Origin of the sequence: Bifidobacterium scardovii JCM 12489 = DSM 13734 (genome assembly GCF_001042635.1) — a bacterium.
Lineage (GTDB): Bacteria > Actinomycetota > Actinomycetes > Actinomycetales > Bifidobacteriaceae > Bifidobacterium > Bifidobacterium scardovii.
The window spans coordinates 1829380-1845758 of record NZ_AP012331.1; the positions used below are offsets into that span (position 1 = coordinate 1829380).

The window sequence follows — 16379 nt, forward strand, 5'->3', positions numbered from 1 at the left end:
GCTGTCCACAATCCGCGGCGCACGCGGCGCTCCCATTCCCGCGCATAACGCAAGGAGGCCTCCCCTATCGGGGAAGCCTCCTGCATATCAGCGCGCCGCACAACGGCGGTTCACGGGTTCACGGTACCGTTCGCGTTACTCCGCGGGGACGATCGAGACGATCTTCGGCGCCTTGACGATCACCTTGCGCGGGGTCTTGCCGCCGAGACGGTCGGCAACGGCCTCGAGCGCAAGCCGCTCGAGCTCGGCCGGGTCGATGTCGGGGCTGACCTCGAGCTTGGCGCGGATCTTGCCCTTGATCTGCACGACGGCGGTGACGGTGTCCTGGCCGACGTAGCGTTCGTCGGCGACCGGCCACGGCTCGTGGGCCAGCGATTCGGCGTGGCCGAGGCGCGCCCACAGCTCCTCGCAGATATGCGGGGCGATCGGCGAGAGCATGAGGATCAGCGGCTCCACGGCGGCGCGCGGCACGGACTCGAGGCTCGTCAGGTGGTTGTTGAGCACGATGAGCTTGGAGATCGCGGTGTTCGGGCGCATGCCCTCCATCTCCACGGTCACGTCGGCGATCGTGTTGTTGAGCAGCTTGAGCGTCTTGGCGTCGAGCGCGTCGTCGCTCACATGCGCCTCGCCCGTGGTCTCGTCGACCACGTTGCGCCACAGGCGCTGCAGGAAGCGCATGCCGCCGATCACGTTGCGCGTGTTCCACGGACGGGAGTCGGCCAGCGGGCCCATGCTCATCTCGTACAGGCGGAAGGTGTCGGCGCCGTAGTTCTCATACATGTCGTCGGGCGTGATGATGTTCTTCAGGCTCTTGCCCATCTTGCCGAACTCGCGGTTGACGTGCTCGCCGTTCCAGCTGAACGTCGGCTCGCCGTCGGCGCCGGCCGGGCCTTCGACCACTTCGGCGGCCGGCACGTACTGGCCGCGGTCGTCGGTGTAGGCGAACGCCTGGATCATGCCCTGGTTGAACAGCTTGTGGAACGGCTCGGCCGAGTCCACGTAGCCCAGGTCGAAGAGGACCTTGTGCCAGAAACGCGAGTACAGCAGGTGGAGCACCGCGTGCTCGACGCCGCCGATGTACAGGTCGACGCCGCCCTCGTCGCCCGAGTACTGGTTGTGGTTCGGGCCCATCCAGTAGTCGAACTCGTTCTTCTCGACCATGTTGGCCGTGTCGGTCGGGTCGATGTAGCGCATGTAGTACCAGCAGGAGCCGGCCCAGTTCGGCATGGTGTTCGTGTCGCGGTAGTAGGTCTTGACGCCGTCGCCCAGATCGAGCTCGACCTTGACCCAGTCCTCGTTGCGGCTCAGCGGCGCCTCCGGGTTGGACTCGGCGTCCATCGGGTCGAAGGTGCGCGGGCTGTAGTCCGGCACGTCGGGCAGGTTGATCGGCAGCGCCGAATCGGGCAGCAGGTGCGGGGTGCCGTCCTCGCCGTAGACGATGGGGAACGGCTCGCCCCAGTAGCGCTGGCGGGAGAACAGCCAGTCGCGCAGGCGGTAGCTCACCGTGCCCTTGCCGACGCCGGCCGCCTCGAGCCATGCGTTGACCTTGGCGATGGCGTCGTCGACGCGCAGGCCGTCGAGCGAGAGCGCGTCGCCCTTGGCGGCGGTGGCCTCGACGGCGGAGTTGATCACGATGCCGTCGTGCGAGACGAAGGGCGCGGCGCCCTCGTAGTTGGCCAGATCGTCGCCGGATTCGGGCAGCGGCTTGACGGTGTAGATGACCGGCAGGCCGTACTTGACCGCGAAGTCGTAGTCGCGCTGGTCGCCGCCCGGCACGGCCATGATCGCGCCGGTGCCGTAGTCCATGAGCACGTAGTCGGCGGTGAACAGCGGCAGCTTGGCGCCGGTGATCGGGTTGGTCGCGTACATGCCGGTGAACAGGCCGGTCTTCTCGCCGGCCTCCTCCACGCGGTCCTTCGCGGTCTTCGCCTCGGCGGCCAGACGATAGGCCTTCACGGCCTCGACCGGGCTCGCGTAGCCGCCCTTCCAGCTTTCGGGCACGCCGGCCGGCCACTCGGACGGCACGAAGTGCAGCAGGTCGTGCTCCGGAGAGACGACCGCGAAGGTGGTGCCGAACAGGGTGTCCGGGCGGGTGGTGTAGATCTCCATGTCCTTGTCGCCGTCGGCGGTGGCCACGGTAAAGTGCACGGACGCGCCATGGGATTCGCCGATCCAGTTGCGCTGCATGAGCTTGACCTTCTCGGACCAGTCGATGCCGTCGAGATCGGCGATCAGGCGGTGGCCGTACGCGGTGATGCGCATCGACCACTGGCGCAGCTCGCGCTGGAACACCGGGAAGTTGCCGCGCTCCGACTTGCCCTCGGCGGTGACCTCCTCGTTGGCGAGCACGGTGCCCAGGCCCGGGCACCAGTTGACCGGCGACTTGGAGATGTAGGCGAGGCGGAACTCGTTGAGCACGTCGGCCTGCTCGGCGGCGCTCAGATCGCCCCAGGCCTTGCCCTCGAAGCCCGGGATGGCGCGCTTGCCGGACGTGAACTCGTCGACGAGCTCGCCGATCGGGCGCGCGCAGCCCTTGGAGCCGCTCGGGTTCGTGGCTTCGGGATCGTACCAGGCGTCGTAGATGCGCGAGAAGATCCACTGCGTCCAGCGCACGTAGCCAGGGTCGATGGTGGCGAAGGTGCGCCGGTTGTCGAAGGACAGGCCCATGCGGTGCAGCTGGCGGGACATGTTGGCGATGTTGGCGAGCGTCGTGACGCGCGGGTGCTGGCCGGTCTGCACGGCGTACTGCTCGGCGGGCAGGCCGAAGGCGTCGTAGCCCATCGCGTGCAGCACGTTCTCGCCCTTCATGCGGTGGTAGCGCGAGACCACATCGGTGGCGAGGTAGCCGAGCGGGTGGCCTACGTGCAGGCCCTTGCCGGACGGGTAGGGGAACATGTCCATGGCGAAGTAGGAGGGGCGTCCCTCGGCGTTGCGGCCCTTGCCGTCCTTCAGGTCGCCGTTGACGTTGGCGGCCCAGAAGGTGCCCTCGTCATCCCACTTCTTCTGCCATTTGGTTTCGATGTCCTGCGCGAGCGTCGCGTTGTAGCGGAACGCCGGCTCGCCGGGAGCCTCTGCCGGTTCCGCGGCGGTGTTCTTCTCATTAGCCATACGGTGAATTATTGCCATGCAACTGGACACGCGCATCGCCGTTTGCACATTGTGGACGGAGCGCGGGCGGCGGGGCTAGCGCACATCCACGTCGCCGGCGTCCGGGGCGCTCCCCGCGCGGTAGCCGAGCGGGGCGAGATCGGCGTCGAGGGCGCGCCGCCACGATCCGTCGCGGATCATGTCGCGCAGCGCGGCGGCGATCTTGTCGGCCAGCGCGGTGCGGCCGCGGGCCACGGCGATGCCGTAGCCGAGATCGTCGCCGTCTTCGGCGACCACGCGGTAATGGCCCCGTCTGGTGTCGGACAGGCCCCGCAGCACCGCGTCGTCGCCGGCGATCGCATCGGCCGAGCCGACCATCAGCGCGGTCATGCATTGGGCGTAGCTGTCGTAGGCGACCGTCGGCGTGCGCGCGTCCCGTTCGGCCAGGTCCTTGGCCGCGGTGCCGTTGACCACGCATGTCGTCGCGCGTCCCGTGCCCGACGCGGTGTCCGACGGGTCGCCGGACGACCCGCCCGCTGCCGAGTCCGGCGCCGAGTCCGGGCCATCCGACGCTGGCTCGTCGTCGCGCGTCAGCGAGGCCGGCCGCACCGTCAGGTACGGCCCGGCGAAGGTCACGTCCTTGGCGTGCTCGGCGCTCATCGTGTAGCCGGCGACCACCATGTCGGCGTCGCCGCTGGCCAGCGCCTCGGCCCGGTCCCGCGGTTGCACCGGGGCGAAGATGATCTGCTTGCGCGCGTAGCCGAGCGCCTTGGCCACGTAGGTGGCCAAGGCGATGTCGAATCCCGCGTAGGTGCCGTCGTGCAGGTATCCCAGCCCGGGCAGGTCCGCCGCCACGGCGATGGTGATCGTCGGTCCCTGCGGCTGGCCGCCGACGGACGGCGCGGAATCGGCGGCGCCGGATGACGGGGTTCCGCACGCGCCGGGCAGCGTCGCCATCGCCAGCGCCGCGAGCATGGCGGCGCCGCGCCGCGCTGCCCGCGCCGTTCGCGCCCGCCGCGCCGCCACCGCCGCACCGCATTCCACGGACGCCACGCTCACTTGAACATGCGCGAACGGGTCAGGAACCAGGTGACCACGCCGGACAGCACGACCGAGATGACGACGACCGCGATGAAGCCCCACGGCTTGTCGCTCAGGGGCATGCCGAGCATGCCGCCCTGGAAGTTCATGCCGTACATCGAGAAGATCAGGGTCGGCACCGACAGCGTGATCGAGATGATGGTGAAGATGCGCATCACGTTGTTCAGGTTGTTGGACACGATCGAGGCGAAGGCGTCGGTCATGTTCGCGAGAACGCCGCTGTAGATGTTCGCCATCTCGATGGCCTGCTTGTTTTCGGTGATGACGTCGTCGAGCAGGTCCTCGTCGTCGGGATACTGCTTGATGCGGCTCAGCGTGGTGAGCTTTTCCATCACGATCTCGTTCGATTTGAGCGAGGTGGTGAAGTAGACCAAGGTCTTGCTCAGTTCGAGCAGCATCACGATCTCGCGGTTCTGCATCGAGTGGCGCAGCTTCAATTCGAGCTTGTCGCTTTCTCGGTCGATGATGCGCAGGTAGCGCAGGTACATGGTCGCGTTGCGGTACAGGATCTGCAGGATGAAGCGCGAGCGCATGAAGGTGTTGAACCCGCGGATCGTGCCTTCCATGAACGGGTGGAGCACCGGGGTGTCCTGCATGCACACGGTGATGATCATCGTCTCGGTGACGATGATCGACAACGGGATCGTCTCGTACCAGTCGCGTCCGCCGCGCTCCTCGACGGTCGGGATGTCGACGATGACCATCGTGTAGTCGTCCTCGACGTCGACGCGCGATCGTTCCTCGTCATCCAGCGGGGCGCGCAGGTCGGCCAGATCGATGCCGGTCTCCTGGGCCACGGTGGCCAGCTCCACGTCGGTCGGTTCGCTCAGCGATATCCACGACCCGTTCTCGGGTTTCTGGATCTGCTCCACTTGTCCGTTGATGGTGCTGAACATTCGCAGCATTATCGATTCACCCGCCTTCCGCCGTGCCATGACCGAGCCTCGTGCCGCCCGCGCCGCGCATGGGGCGCCGGCCAGCCTCATTAACAATAGTCCCTATGACCAGACTTTCGCGATGGCCGGGAGACGAATTCGACCGTTGTTCACCTTCGGCCCCGCCGCGGGGCACGGTCACGGCCCTTGCGGCGTGGGCGATGCGGCCGTCCCCGCGTTTCACCGGCAGCGCGGATCATCACGCGTTTCACGGCACGGCGCGTTTCCGGCACGCGCGCAACGCGCCTGCAGCGCGTCTACAGCCCGAATGGCTTCCACAGCGGCGCGCCCGGCGTGCGCAGGTCCTCCGGCCCGTTCTCCCAATCGACCAGACGGGCGATGGGCGGCGCCTCGTTGAACGCGTCGAGCTGCCAGATCGGGGTGTCGACCGACGCGCCGTTGATCGCGTGCGCGACCGACAGCCGGCTCCAGAATCCGTTGCGCACGCCGCCGAGATTGTCGAGCCCGTCGATGTCCATGCCGATCAGGGTCTCGATGGTGGCCGCGATCCACGATCCGTGGCCGACGACCATCAGCGTGGTCGGTTCGTCGGCGTACTTCGGGTCGGTGACAATGGAGCGCATGGCGTCCGCGCCGCGTTTGCCGGCGGCTTCGCGGCTCTCGACCCCGTAGGCGAGCTCGCCGCCCTCGTGCCGGCGCCACGAATCGTAGGCCTGCGGGTCCATCTCGCGGATCTCCTCGCGGGTCATGCCCTCCCATTGGCCGAAGCTGCGTTCGCGCAGCCGCGCGTCGAGTTCGACCGACAGGCCGAGCGGGTCGGCGAAGGCGTGCGCGGTCTGCTGGGCGCGGAACAGGTCGGAGGAGATGACGGCCATGCGGCGGCGCGAGGCCGGCGCGGCGCGGTACTCGCCGATGTCGCTGCGCCGGGCGGCGCCGGGGCCGGGTTGGGCGAGCAGCTGCGGGTTGCGCGCCACATTGCCGATCTTGGCCCAGTAGTAGCGCTGGGCGAGCTCGAATCCGCTCTGGTCGACCTGCCACTGTCCGATGATGTCGAGCGGCACGTCGATCTGCCCCTGCAGGCGCCGGTTGAGGTTGAACGAGGTGCGGCCGTGCCGCAGCATCACCACTTCGTCGATCATTCGCGTTCCCTTCCCGCGGTTCCGTCGTTGCCGCCACCCATCCTATCGGAACCCGGCCGATCACGGCGCCGAGCAGCGCAATGTCGGGCGGCCGGGCGGCGCGCGGGCGGTTCAGATCTCCCTGGTCTCGTAGACGCGCACGGAAACCGCCAGACTCACCGCCATGACCGCCACCGCGGCGGCCAGCATGCCGCCCGAGACCAGCGCCATCGACGCCGGCCTCTGCAGCCAGTCGACGAACGCCGGCAGCGCCGCGGCCAGCCGGTCGCTCGCGCCGCCGAACAGCGCGACGAGCGCGATCGAGCCGAGCACGCCGATGCCGGGGATGACGCGCGTCAGCTTCGTCATGCCGAGCCGGTAGTACATCGGCGTGATCACGCCGAACAGCAGCACGCTGACCAGAATCGACAGCGATGCGGTCACGAGCGCGATGCCGAGCGCCGGGGCGGCCAGCATCGAGGCCGGCATCAGCGGGGCGGACCGCGGCGAGGCCACCGACCACACGCCGGAGACGGCCGCCATCAGCGCCGTGGACGCCACGGCGATCACGAAACCCTCGCCGATCATCGCCACGGCCGTCAGATAGCGGCCGAACACCAGGTCGCGGCGGCTGACGGGCAGGGACAGGCGGTACACGCTCCATGTGCCCAGTTCGTCGTACATGCCCAGCGACAGGGTCACCATCGGGAAGGCCATGAAGATCGCCGCGGCGAAAACCATCGGCACCGACTGCATCTTCAGGCCGACGAACACGCACAGCGCGACGGTCACGGTGAGGTTGACGGCCGCATTGCCGGCGATGGCGGCGAGGTCGAATCGGAATGCGCGGATCATCGCGGGTCCCCCTTTCCTGCGGACCGGTACTCTTCGACCATGAGCCGGTCCCCCTTAAGCATGAAATGCATGTAGTCGTCGATGGTCATGCGGTCGACCGGAATGCCCGGCAGATGTTTGGCGAAGGCGAAGCGGTCGGGCACGGCCACGTCGATGCCGTAGTCGTGGCGGATCGCGCGCAGTTCGCCGGGCCGGTACCGCCCGCTGGACGCGATGGCGGCGAGGTCGCGCTCACGGCACCGGGCGATGCCCCTGATGTCGGTGATGGTGTCCTTGGATTCGTCGAACACCATGCGTCCCCCGTCGATGCAGATGACGCGGTCGGCGATCCTGTCGAGGTCGCTGGTGATATGCGAGGACATGAGGATGCCGTGCTCGCCGTCGTCCACGAATCGCCGCAGCAGGTCGAGCATGTCGTCGCGCGCCATCGGGTCAAGCCCGGCGGTGGCCTCGTCGAGGATCAGCAATGTCGGATGGTGGCTCAGCGCGACGGCGAGGGACATCTTCATGCCCATGCCGCGCGAGAGCGACTGCACGGTTTTCCGGCCGTCGATGCCCGACTCGCGCAGCATCCGGTCGAACATCGGCGCGTCCCAGTCGGCGTAGCAGTGCGGCATCAGCGACGAGATGGCATCGACGCGCATTGCGACGGGGAATCCGATGGTGTCAAGCACCACGCCGATGCGTTCCTTGACGGCGTTGCCGGCCTGGCGGCTCATCTGGCCGAGCGGCGTGCCGAGCACGGTTCCGGTGCCGGATTGCGGCGTGACCAGACCGAGCAGCGTCTTGATGGTGGTGGTCTTGCCGGCGCCGTTCTGCCCGATGAATCCGACGATGTCGCCGGGGTTCACGGTGACGTCGATGCCGCTCAGCGTGAAGTCGCCGTATCGTTTGGTCAGGCCGTGCGCGTCGATCAGCGGCGCCGCTCCTGCCGGGGCCGCGCCGACCGGATCGCCGGCCATGTCCGCGGTGAGGCACCGCCTCCGGGCACCGACCCCCTGTTCGGGGGCGTCGGGATGGGTTGGGGTTGTGACGGTCATAGTGCGTCGTCTCCTAGTAGCAGATCCAACATCTCCCTGAGCTCGCCGTCCGTGATGCCGGCGCCTCTGGCGTCGTCCACCAGCCGCGCGAGCCGTTCCTCGACGGACCGGCGCTTTTCCTCGCGCAGGAGTTCGACGTTGCCGCCGGACACGAAGCTGCCCTTGCCCTGCACGGTCGCGATGAACCCTTGCGATTCGAGGTCCGCGTAGGCGCGTTTGGTGGTGATCGCGCTGATGTGCAGCCCGTTGGCGAGCGCGCGGATCGACGGCAGCTTCTCCCCCGGCTCGAGTTCGCCGGTGAGGATGAGCCCTTTGATCTGCGAGGTGATCTGCTCGTAGATGGGCTTATCGCTCGAGTTGGAGATGATGAGATCCATATGTCGTTCCTTGTGGTGATTGCCGGCCGGCGGCCGGTGCGCGGATTCGCACGGCCACGGCCTTCCGCTCGTCGGAACGTCTTCCCCGGAGCGTCAAGTGTACATACCCTCTATACACACTATACACACTCTGACGTTCGGCGTCAACCATGGCGCCGACGGAATGCCCCGTCGCCGACGCCATGCCATGGCACCGGCGGACGTCCGCATACCCCTTCGCTGACTTACGGCCCCACAGAGCCTGTCAGCAGACCGTAAGCCAGCACGGGACAGGCAACGCGGGGGCAGGCAGCGCGATGCAGGGCAGGCGGGACCCGCCGATGCGCGATTCAGCCGCGGGGCAGGCGCGCGGCCCACCGGCGCATCAGGGCGATCGTCTCGTCGGGCCGGTCGATGTGCACGTTGTGGCCGGCATCGTCCAAAGTGACGCACTCGGCGCTCGGATAGTGCCCGAGCAGGTCCTCCTGGTCCTCATGGCCGACGATCTGATCCTGCTCGCCGGTGACGATCAGGACCGGGCCGGCGTACGTGCCGAGCACCCGCTCCGGGTCGTCGGCCAGCCAGTAGCGCCGGTCGAGCCTGGCGCACGCCTCGCGGTCGCACAGCGCGATGCCGGGCAGGATGAACCGCTGGTAGCGCCGCCACGCCTCGAAGGACTGGTTGACGCCCATTTCGATGAAGTCGAACACCTGCTCCTGCGGCAGGGCGTGCATGAGATCCGGGTTCGGATGCGCCACCACATGCTCGGCCACGCGGCGGCGGGCGTGCCGCGGGTCGACCACCGGGGCGATCAGCGCCATGCCGGCGACGCGGGCGGGCTCCCGGGCGAGGACCTCCCGCACGAGCGCGCCGCCCATCGAATTGCCGACCAGCGCGAACGGGGCCGACGCCCCGGCAAGGTCGTCGATGGCGGCCTGCAGCCAATCGGCCATCTCCGGCAGGCCGCACGCCGTTTCGGGCAGCGCCGGGGTACGCCCGAAGCCGGGCAGGTCCAGATAGATGCGCCGGACGGCGGCATCGGCGAACGCCTCGTCCAGCAGCATCAGGGAACGGTGGTCCACGCCCATGCCATGCACGAACACGACCGGCAGGCCCTCGCCTTCACTCACGCAGTACGCCTGCGGCTGCACCATATCGCCCGTCCTTCCCCCTTGCGTCACGCCAACGGCTGTACACGATAGCGGAAGAGGAAGTCAACGGCCGCGACCCGTCACACCCGCACCAGGCGGCGCCGGCGGCCGAAATGGCCCGCGCCGGCCTCGTCCCAGCGGCCCGGAATCGCCGTGCCGCACCCGGGGCAACGGCCGTCGGCGGTCAGCGCGCAGGAAACGATGTCGTACCAGTCGCGCACGATGAGCGCCCTGCCACAGCCGGGGCAGAACGTGGTGTCGCCCTCGCGGTTGAACACATTGCCGGTGTACACGTAGCGCAGTCCCTCGTCGAGGGCGATCCGGCGCGCGCGGACCAGCGTCCCGACCGGGGTCGGCGGCAGGTCGGCCATCTTGTAGGCGGGGTGGAACGCGGAGAAGTGCAGGGGCACGTCGGCGCCGCATGTCTCGCGGATCCACGCGCATTCGGCGTGCAGCTGCGCCTCGTCATCGTTGAGTCCGGGGATGAGCAGCGTGGTCAGTTCCACCCACGCGTCGGTGCCGTTGACGGCATAGGCGATGGTGTCAAGCACGTCGGCCAGATGCGTGCCGGTGACCGTGCGGTAGAACTCCTCGCTGAAGCCCTTGAGATCGATGTTCGCCGCGTCCATGACCCCGTAGAAGTCCGGCCGGGCGCACGCCGACATGTATCCGGCGGTCACGGCGATGGTGCGCACGCCCCGCTCATGGCAGGCCGCGGCCGTGCCGATCGCGTATTCGGCGAACACGATCGGATCGTTGTACGTGAACGCGACGGCCTCGGCTCCCTCGCGTGCGGCCGCCGCGGCGATGGCGCCGGGCGAGGCCTCGGCGGCGAGCGTGTCCCATTGCCGGGAGGTGGAGATGTCCCAGTTCTGGCAGAACCGGCATGCCGAGTTGCATCCGGCCGTGCCGAAGCTCAGCACCGAGGAGCCGGGGTAAAAATGGTTGAGCGGCTTCTTTTCCACCGGGTCGATCGCGAAGCCGGAGCTGCGCCCGTAGGTGTCCAGCACGATGCGCCCGCCGCGGCATCCGCGCACGAAGCAGAAGCCGCGCTGGCCCTCGCGCAGCCGGCAGTGGCGCGGGCACAGGTCGCATTGCACACGGCCGTCGGCCAGGCGGCGCTGCCAACGCCCGACATGGGCCGCGCCCGGATCGCCGCGGGAGGGCGCGGCGGCGATGGGATTGCGAGAGTCCGCGCGGCCGCCGCCCGGAACCGGTCCGGGCTCCCCGGCACCCGCCTCCATGTCCGTATCTGTGTCCGTACCCGCATCCACAGCGCGGACGCCACGCCAGCCAGCCGTCGTTACCGTTGCCGTTACTTTCGTCGTCGCCTTCGTTGCCGTTGCCGCCGTCATTGCGGCCGTCGCAGTCATTTCGGCCATGGCGTCACTCGCCTTCCCCGAAGGCCGTCACCGCGTACCGTTCGCACGCGATGCGCGCATCCGACCATGTGCAGTCGCCGGGCAGTCCGGCCTTGCGCAGCAGCTGCGACACGAAATCATGCGGCTCGGGCAGTTCGCCCCACACCTGCGGCAGGAAGGTGGCGCGGTGGCCCCGGCCGTCGTCGATGATCAGACCGTCCTCGCCGGGGCGCAGCGCCCGTTCGAGCGCCTCGCGCGAGGCGGCGCGCAGCGGCTCCGGGCTCGACAGCACCGATACCTCGACGTCGAGCAGCGGGTATTCCCGCACGCTCACGGGAGGGAACCGCGGGTCGCGCGACGCCGCGTCGACCGCATGCTCTGCCACGTCGCGCCCGAGCGGGCGGTACGCCTCCAGCGAGCCGATGCATCCGCGCAGCCGCCCGCGCTCCCTGAGCGTGACGAAGCTGGCGCCCGGCTCGCCGAGCCAGCCGTGGCGGGCGGTCATATCCGCGGGGGTTTCGCCCGTGCCCGTATCGATGCCGAGGTGCCGCTCCAGCGCGATGCGGGCCAGCCGCAGCAGCACCGGGCCGGCGTCGGCCGGCAGCACGTCGGCCCGATTCCCCGCCGTGCGCGCTTCCGACGAAACGCCGCCCGACAGGCGATCCTCATGCGATTCCGCCTCCGGGGTCTGCTCCCGGCTCCCCGCACCGATACCGGCATCGGCGGCCGCGTCACCGCCGTCTTGCGCCCCGTCATCGTCCTGCCACACCGCGAACGAGGCATAGCCGACGACCGGCGCATCCGGGTCGGCCATGGGCGGGCGCACGGCGAGCGGGCCGCCGGCATCCTCTCCGGGGCGCGCGAGGTCGTTCGCGAGCGCCACCGCGCCGTCGTCGCCGGAGGTGGAGCAGCCGAGAAACCGTATGCCCAGCCGTTTGCCGAGGCAGGCGTCGATCAGGCCGTTGACCGGGTAGGCGCCGCATGCGCGGTTCGGCATGATCGGCATGGCGCGTTCGGCGATGCCCGCGATGGTGGCGTCGTCGAGGCGGCGGGCCACGGCTTCGGGATGGTAGTGCGACAGGTCGGAGCTGATGACGATCACCGTTTCGGGCCCGTCCCACAGCGCGCGGATCACGTCGCCGACTTCGCGGGGCGTCGCGTCGCCGGCGTTGAGCGGGACGACCGACAGATCGTCGCCCAGCACCCGTTGCAGGAAGGGGATCTGCACCTCGACGGCGTGTTCCCGCGCATGGGTCGGATCGTTGACGATCATGGACGGCACGGCGAGCATCGCCTCCCGTTCGGCGGCGACGTCGATGGGGACGACGCCGAGCGGCGTGGCGCATGCGGTAGCGGTCGGGCACGCCACGCCGCGCACGGCGACGCGATGCGTCGGCCCGACGATCACCGCGCGGCGGATCGTGCCGCGCCCGCGTTCGAGCAGCGCGTAGGCGAGCGCCGCGGTCGACCCCGAATACACGTAGCCGGCATGCGGCACGATCACCGCTTTCGGCGCGCCGTGCGGCAGGCGGCCCGCCACGCCCCGCAGCAGACGGCGCGCCTGGTCCAGCTGCCGGTCGATCATGCCGCGCAGCGCATCCGGGTCGGACGGGTAGAACGCGCCGGCCACGGCCGCGGGGCGGATGCGCGGGCGGGCGCCGATGCTCGCCGCATTCCGCTGTGGATCGTCATCGTGTCGAGTAAGCCTCATCATGGCAACCACCTCTGCCTCCATCGTAGCCCGCGATCCGCGCGGACGCGCGCTCCCGGCGAAGCGCCGTCGCCGCGCGCGGCAGGCTCCGATGGCGCGCGCTCTGCGTTCGGCATATTGTTCGGCATATTGAATTACAATACGATCATATTGATAAGCAATGTTTTCGATGCTGCATGCGTATACCACATGCGTACACCGCATGCGCAAGTGAGGATTCGCCATGAAACGCTACATGAACCCATGGGTGCTGCACGGGCTGCAGGCCATCGTCGTGCTGATCTGGCTGGTCTGCCTGTGGGCGCAGATGTTCGCGGTGCCGGGATTCAGCCGGTCGCTGGCCGACCTGTATGACAGTCAGGCGCCGATGCGCTGGCCGTATGCGGTGATGGGAGAACTGTTCGTCCTGTGCGTCGAGATCGCGTTCGTCGGCGTATGGCGGCTGTTCTCGCTGTCCGGCTCGGGTGCGGTGTTCACCGCGAAGGCCATGCCCTGCGTGAACCTGATCCTCGTCTGCGCCTCGGCCGGCACGGCGCTGACCGCCGCGACGCTCGCCTGCTTCCTAGCCACCGGCGCGCCCGACCCGTCCATGCAGGCCATGGATTTCTTCTCGATCGCCGTGGTGCTCGGCGTCACGCTCGTCGCGGAGATCGGGTTCATCCTGCTCATGATCGTGATGAAGGGGCTGCTGCACGCGGCGACCGACCAGTCCAGCGAGCTGGAGCAGGTGATCTGACATGGCGATCCGCATCAATCTCGACGTCATGATGGCGAAGCGCAAGATCGGCGTCGGCGAGCTCGCCGAACGGGTCGGCATCACGCCGGCGAACGTGTCGATCCTCAAAAACGGCCGGGCCAAGGCCGTGCGTTTCACCACGCTCGACGCGCTCTGCCAGGCGCTCGATTGCCAGCCCGGCGACATCCTCGAATGGGTGCCGGGCGACGACGACTGACGGCGACGCCCGCAACGCGGCCTGCACGGCTCCCCTCTTGGAGACTGAGCCAGACATAGTACACGAACTTACGACGCAGGATACTAGGCGACCAGCCCGCGCAGCAGCGCAATCTCGTCGCGGTGCGTGGTTTCGGTCAGCTCCTTGGTCTCGAGGATCATCGGCAACGCGCCCAGGCGCGGATCGGTCACCAGCCGGGTGAAGAACGGCAGGCCGAGATGGCCCTCGCCGATGTTGGCGTGACGGTCCTTGTGCGACCCCAGCCCGAACTGGGAATCGTTCGCGTGGATGGCCTTCACCCGGTCCAAGCCGATCACGTCGTCCAGCCGGCGCATCACGCCGTCGAAGTCGCCGACCAGATCGTAGCCGGCGTCCAGCACATGGCAGGTGTCGAAGGTGACGCCGACGTTGGCGCCGTCGTCGACGCCGTCGATGATCGTGGCGAGCTCCTCGAAGCTGCGCCCGCATTCGGTGCCCTTGCCGGCCATCGTCTCCAGCAGCACCATGATGCCGCTCTCCTGCTCGAACACGCGGTTGAGCCCCTCGCCGATCAGCCGGCACCCGGCCTCGGCGCCCTGCCCGACGTGCGAACCGGGATGGATGTTGATGTAGATCTCCTGCCCGGCCTCGCGGATCGGCGTCAGCAGCCGGATGTCCTCGGCGAGCGCCTGTATGGCGAACTCGCGTTTGGACTCGTCCTTGCCGGCGAGGTTGTAGACGTAGGGCGCATGGACCACCAGCGGCCCGTAGTGCTCGGCGATGAGCCGTTCGGCGAAGCCGTGCGCGCCCGCGGGGTCCAGCGACTTCGACCGCTTGCCGTACGGCGAACGCGGAAAGAACGCGAAGGTGGTGCCGCGCTCCTCATGCGAGCGGCGCAGCAGTTCGCCCCACCCGCCCGATGTCGACAAATGCGATCCGATCAGCAGTTCCGTCATGGCGTCTCCCCCATTCTTATCGATGCCCGTCCGCCGTTGCGTACGGCATATGCCCCGCGATGCCCGGTACCGCGTTCGTCGCCGCGGTCGGCCGCCGGGCCGCCGCACCGCGTGCGATCGCCCTCGCGGGGCTCCGCTGCATATGGTAGCCGAACGCCTCCCTCTCCCGGCGCCGCCGCCGGTATCGCCGCCGGTATCGTCCTGCCGGTATCGCCCGCCGGTATCATATGGGAGGCGGCCGGTCCGCGCGCGGCTTCGGACCGCGCGCCCGCGCCGCGCATCATCATACGCCCGGCACATTGCAGCAAGGAGTACGGCATGGCGGCAACCGACGCGTCGCAAGACGGCACCGGCCTCGAACGGAGGATGGAATCGCGCCATCTGACGATGATCTCCCTGGGAGGGGTGATCGGCACCGGCCTGTTCGTCAGCTCCGGGTATACGATCCATCAGGCCGGCCCGCTCGGCGCGATCCTCGCCTATGCGGTCGGATCCGCGCTCGTCTACTGCGTGATGGTCTCGCTCGGCGAGCTGTCGGTGGCCATGCCGTATGCCGGCAGCTTCCACCTGTATGCGAAGCGGTTCATCGGCCCCGGCACCGCGTTCGTCATCGCCGTGCTCTACTGGCTGAACTGGGCGGTGGCGCTCGCCTCGGAATTCACGGCCGCGGGCCTGCTGATGCAGCGCTGGTTCCCGCATTCGCCGTCCTGGGTGTGGTCGGCCGCGTTCATCGTCGCGGTGTTCGCGCTGAACATCATGTCGGTTCGCCTGTACGGCGAGGCGGAGTTCTGGTTCGCGTCGATCAAGGTGGTCGCGATCGTCGCGTTCATCGTGATCGGCTTGCTGGCGATCTTCGGCGCGGTGCCGATCGCCGGCTACGGCAAGGCGCCGCTGTTCGCCAATTTCACCGCCGACGGCTGGTTTCCCCAAGGCATCGCGCCGATCCTGTCCACCTTGCTGACCGTCGTGTTCGCGTTTTCGGGCACCGAGGTCGTCGGCGTGGCGGCCGGCGAGACCAAGGACCCCTCGCGCGCCATCCCGAAGGCCGTGCACACCACGGTGCTGCGTCTTGCGGTGTTCTTCATCGGCTCGATCCTGGTGATGGCCGCGCTGATCCCCTGGCACCGGGCCGGGGTCGACACGAGTCCGTTCGTGCTGGTGTTCCAGTCGATCGGCATGCCGTTCGCCGGCGACGTCATGAACTTCGTGGTGCTGACCGCCGTGCTCTCCGCGGCGAATTCCGGCCTGTACGTGTGCTCGCGCATGGTGTGGTCGTTGGCCAAGGAGCATCTGATCCCCCGGCGGTTCGCGAAGACGAATTTCCGCGGCGTGCCCGTGTGGGCGGTGCTGTTCAGCATGGCCGGCTCGCTGCTGGCCCTGTTGTCCTCCGTGGTCGCCGCTTCGACCGTGTATCTGGTGCTGGTCGCCGTGTCCGGGTTGGCGACGCTGGTGGTGTGGTTCTCCGTGTGCGTGTGCCATATCCGCTTCAGGAGGGAGTGGAGGCTGGCCGGGCACGGCGCCGACGAGCTCGGCTACCGCGCGCCCGGCTACCCGGTGCTGCCCTGGATGGCGATGCTGATGTGCGTCGGGGCATTGGTGCTGGTGGCGCTCGATCCCGCGCAACGGCCGACGCTGTACTGCATGGTGCCGTTCGTGGCCTGCTGCTATGCGGGCTACCGCGCGCTTGCGCGGCGGCGTGACGAGCGGTAAGCGGCCCGTGATGCGCGCCGATTGCGCGCTACTGTCGAGTTGTCGGTGCGCGAGTGACGAGACAGGGCCCAAAAACGGTCGATTATAACGTTAAAACCTCTGTTG

Annotated in this window: 14 protein-coding genes; 3 read left to right on the forward strand and 11 right to left on the reverse strand. The window is 68.6% G+C overall.

Going from position 1 to position 16379, the window contains the following annotated elements:
- Positions 1 to 135: 135 nt before the first annotated feature.
- The 10 genes from leuS to amrB all read right to left on the reverse strand — a co-directional run bounded on the left by leuS (position 136) and on the right by amrB (position 12679).
- Positions 136 to 3108, reverse strand: coding sequence for a leucine--tRNA ligase (leuS, locus tag BBSC_RS07685; RefSeq protein WP_033519382.1), 2973 nt, complete (start codon positions 3106 to 3108; stop codon positions 136 to 138).
- A 75-nt stretch (positions 3109 to 3183) separates the two neighbouring features.
- The gene (locus BBSC_RS07690) at positions 3184 to 4062 is read right to left on the reverse strand and encodes a transporter substrate-binding domain-containing protein (protein WP_052109235.1); all 879 of its coding nucleotides are present in this window, start codon (positions 4060 to 4062) and stop codon (positions 3184 to 3186) included.
- An 80-nt stretch (positions 4063 to 4142) separates the two neighbouring features.
- Positions 4143 to 5093 carry a magnesium transporter CorA family protein gene (locus BBSC_RS07695; RefSeq protein ID WP_033519772.1) on the reverse strand — a complete coding sequence of 317 codons (951 nt, stop codon included), beginning with the start codon at positions 5091 to 5093 and terminating at the stop codon, positions 4143 to 4145.
- 287 nt (positions 5094 to 5380) lie between these two features.
- Positions 5381 to 6223 (reverse strand): histidine phosphatase family protein, encoded by an 843-nt coding sequence (locus tag BBSC_RS07700; RefSeq protein ID WP_033519770.1) that lies wholly within the window; start codon positions 6221 to 6223, stop codon positions 5381 to 5383.
- Between the two features lie 111 nt (positions 6224 to 6334).
- Positions 6335 to 7057: an ABC-2 transporter permease gene (locus BBSC_RS07705; RefSeq protein WP_033519769.1), complete on the reverse strand. Its 723-nt coding sequence runs from the start codon at positions 7055 to 7057 to the stop codon at positions 6335 to 6337.
- Entirely contained in the window at positions 7054 to 8097 is a 1044-nt protein-coding gene (locus tag BBSC_RS07710) for an ABC transporter ATP-binding protein (RefSeq protein WP_197074471.1), read from the reverse strand. The genes BBSC_RS07705 and BBSC_RS07710 overlap by 4 nt, the downstream gene beginning before the upstream one ends.
- Positions 8094 to 8474 (reverse strand): GntR family transcriptional regulator, encoded by a 381-nt coding sequence (locus BBSC_RS07715; protein ID WP_033519768.1) that lies wholly within the window; start codon positions 8472 to 8474, stop codon positions 8094 to 8096. The genes BBSC_RS07710 and BBSC_RS07715 overlap by 4 nt, the downstream gene beginning before the upstream one ends.
- A 329-nt stretch (positions 8475 to 8803) precedes the next feature.
- Positions 8804 to 9607, reverse strand: a complete 804-nt coding sequence (locus tag BBSC_RS07720; RefSeq protein ID WP_033519767.1) for an alpha/beta fold hydrolase — start codon at positions 9605 to 9607, stop codon at positions 8804 to 8806.
- Positions 9608 to 9684: 77 nt separating this feature from the next.
- Positions 9685 to 10848: an AmmeMemoRadiSam system radical SAM enzyme gene (amrS, locus tag BBSC_RS07725; RefSeq protein WP_081966309.1), complete on the reverse strand. Its 1164-nt coding sequence runs from the start codon at positions 10846 to 10848 to the stop codon at positions 9685 to 9687.
- Positions 10849 to 10990: 142 nt separating this feature from the next.
- Positions 10991 to 12679: an AmmeMemoRadiSam system protein B gene (amrB, locus tag BBSC_RS07730; protein WP_231649381.1), complete on the reverse strand. Its 1689-nt coding sequence runs from the start codon at positions 12677 to 12679 to the stop codon at positions 10991 to 10993.
- 220 nt (positions 12680 to 12899) lie between these two features.
- On the opposite strand from amrB, the gene BBSC_RS07735 reads away from it, so the two are divergent.
- Both BBSC_RS07735 and BBSC_RS07740 read left to right on the forward strand, forming a co-directional pair.
- Positions 12900 to 13412 (forward strand): DUF2975 domain-containing protein, encoded by a 513-nt coding sequence (locus BBSC_RS07735; RefSeq protein WP_033519764.1) that lies wholly within the window; start codon positions 12900 to 12902, stop codon positions 13410 to 13412.
- A gap of 1 nt (position 13413) precedes the next feature.
- Positions 13414 to 13629 carry a helix-turn-helix domain-containing protein gene (locus BBSC_RS07740; protein ID WP_033519762.1) on the forward strand — a complete coding sequence of 72 codons (216 nt, stop codon included), beginning with the start codon at positions 13414 to 13416 and terminating at the stop codon, positions 13627 to 13629.
- 83 nt (positions 13630 to 13712) lie between these two features.
- Here BBSC_RS07740 and BBSC_RS07745 read toward each other — a convergent pair whose 3' ends face one another.
- Positions 13713 to 14564 carry a deoxyribonuclease IV gene (locus tag BBSC_RS07745; protein WP_033519761.1) on the reverse strand — a complete coding sequence of 284 codons (852 nt, stop codon included), beginning with the start codon at positions 14562 to 14564 and terminating at the stop codon, positions 13713 to 13715.
- A 318-nt stretch (positions 14565 to 14882) separates the two neighbouring features.
- Here BBSC_RS07745 and BBSC_RS07750 point away from each other — a divergent pair, with 318 nt between their 5' ends.
- Positions 14883 to 16274, forward strand: coding sequence for an amino acid permease (locus BBSC_RS07750; RefSeq protein ID WP_033519759.1), 1392 nt, complete (start codon positions 14883 to 14885; stop codon positions 16272 to 16274).
- The last annotated feature ends 105 nt before the right edge of the window (positions 16275 to 16379 follow it).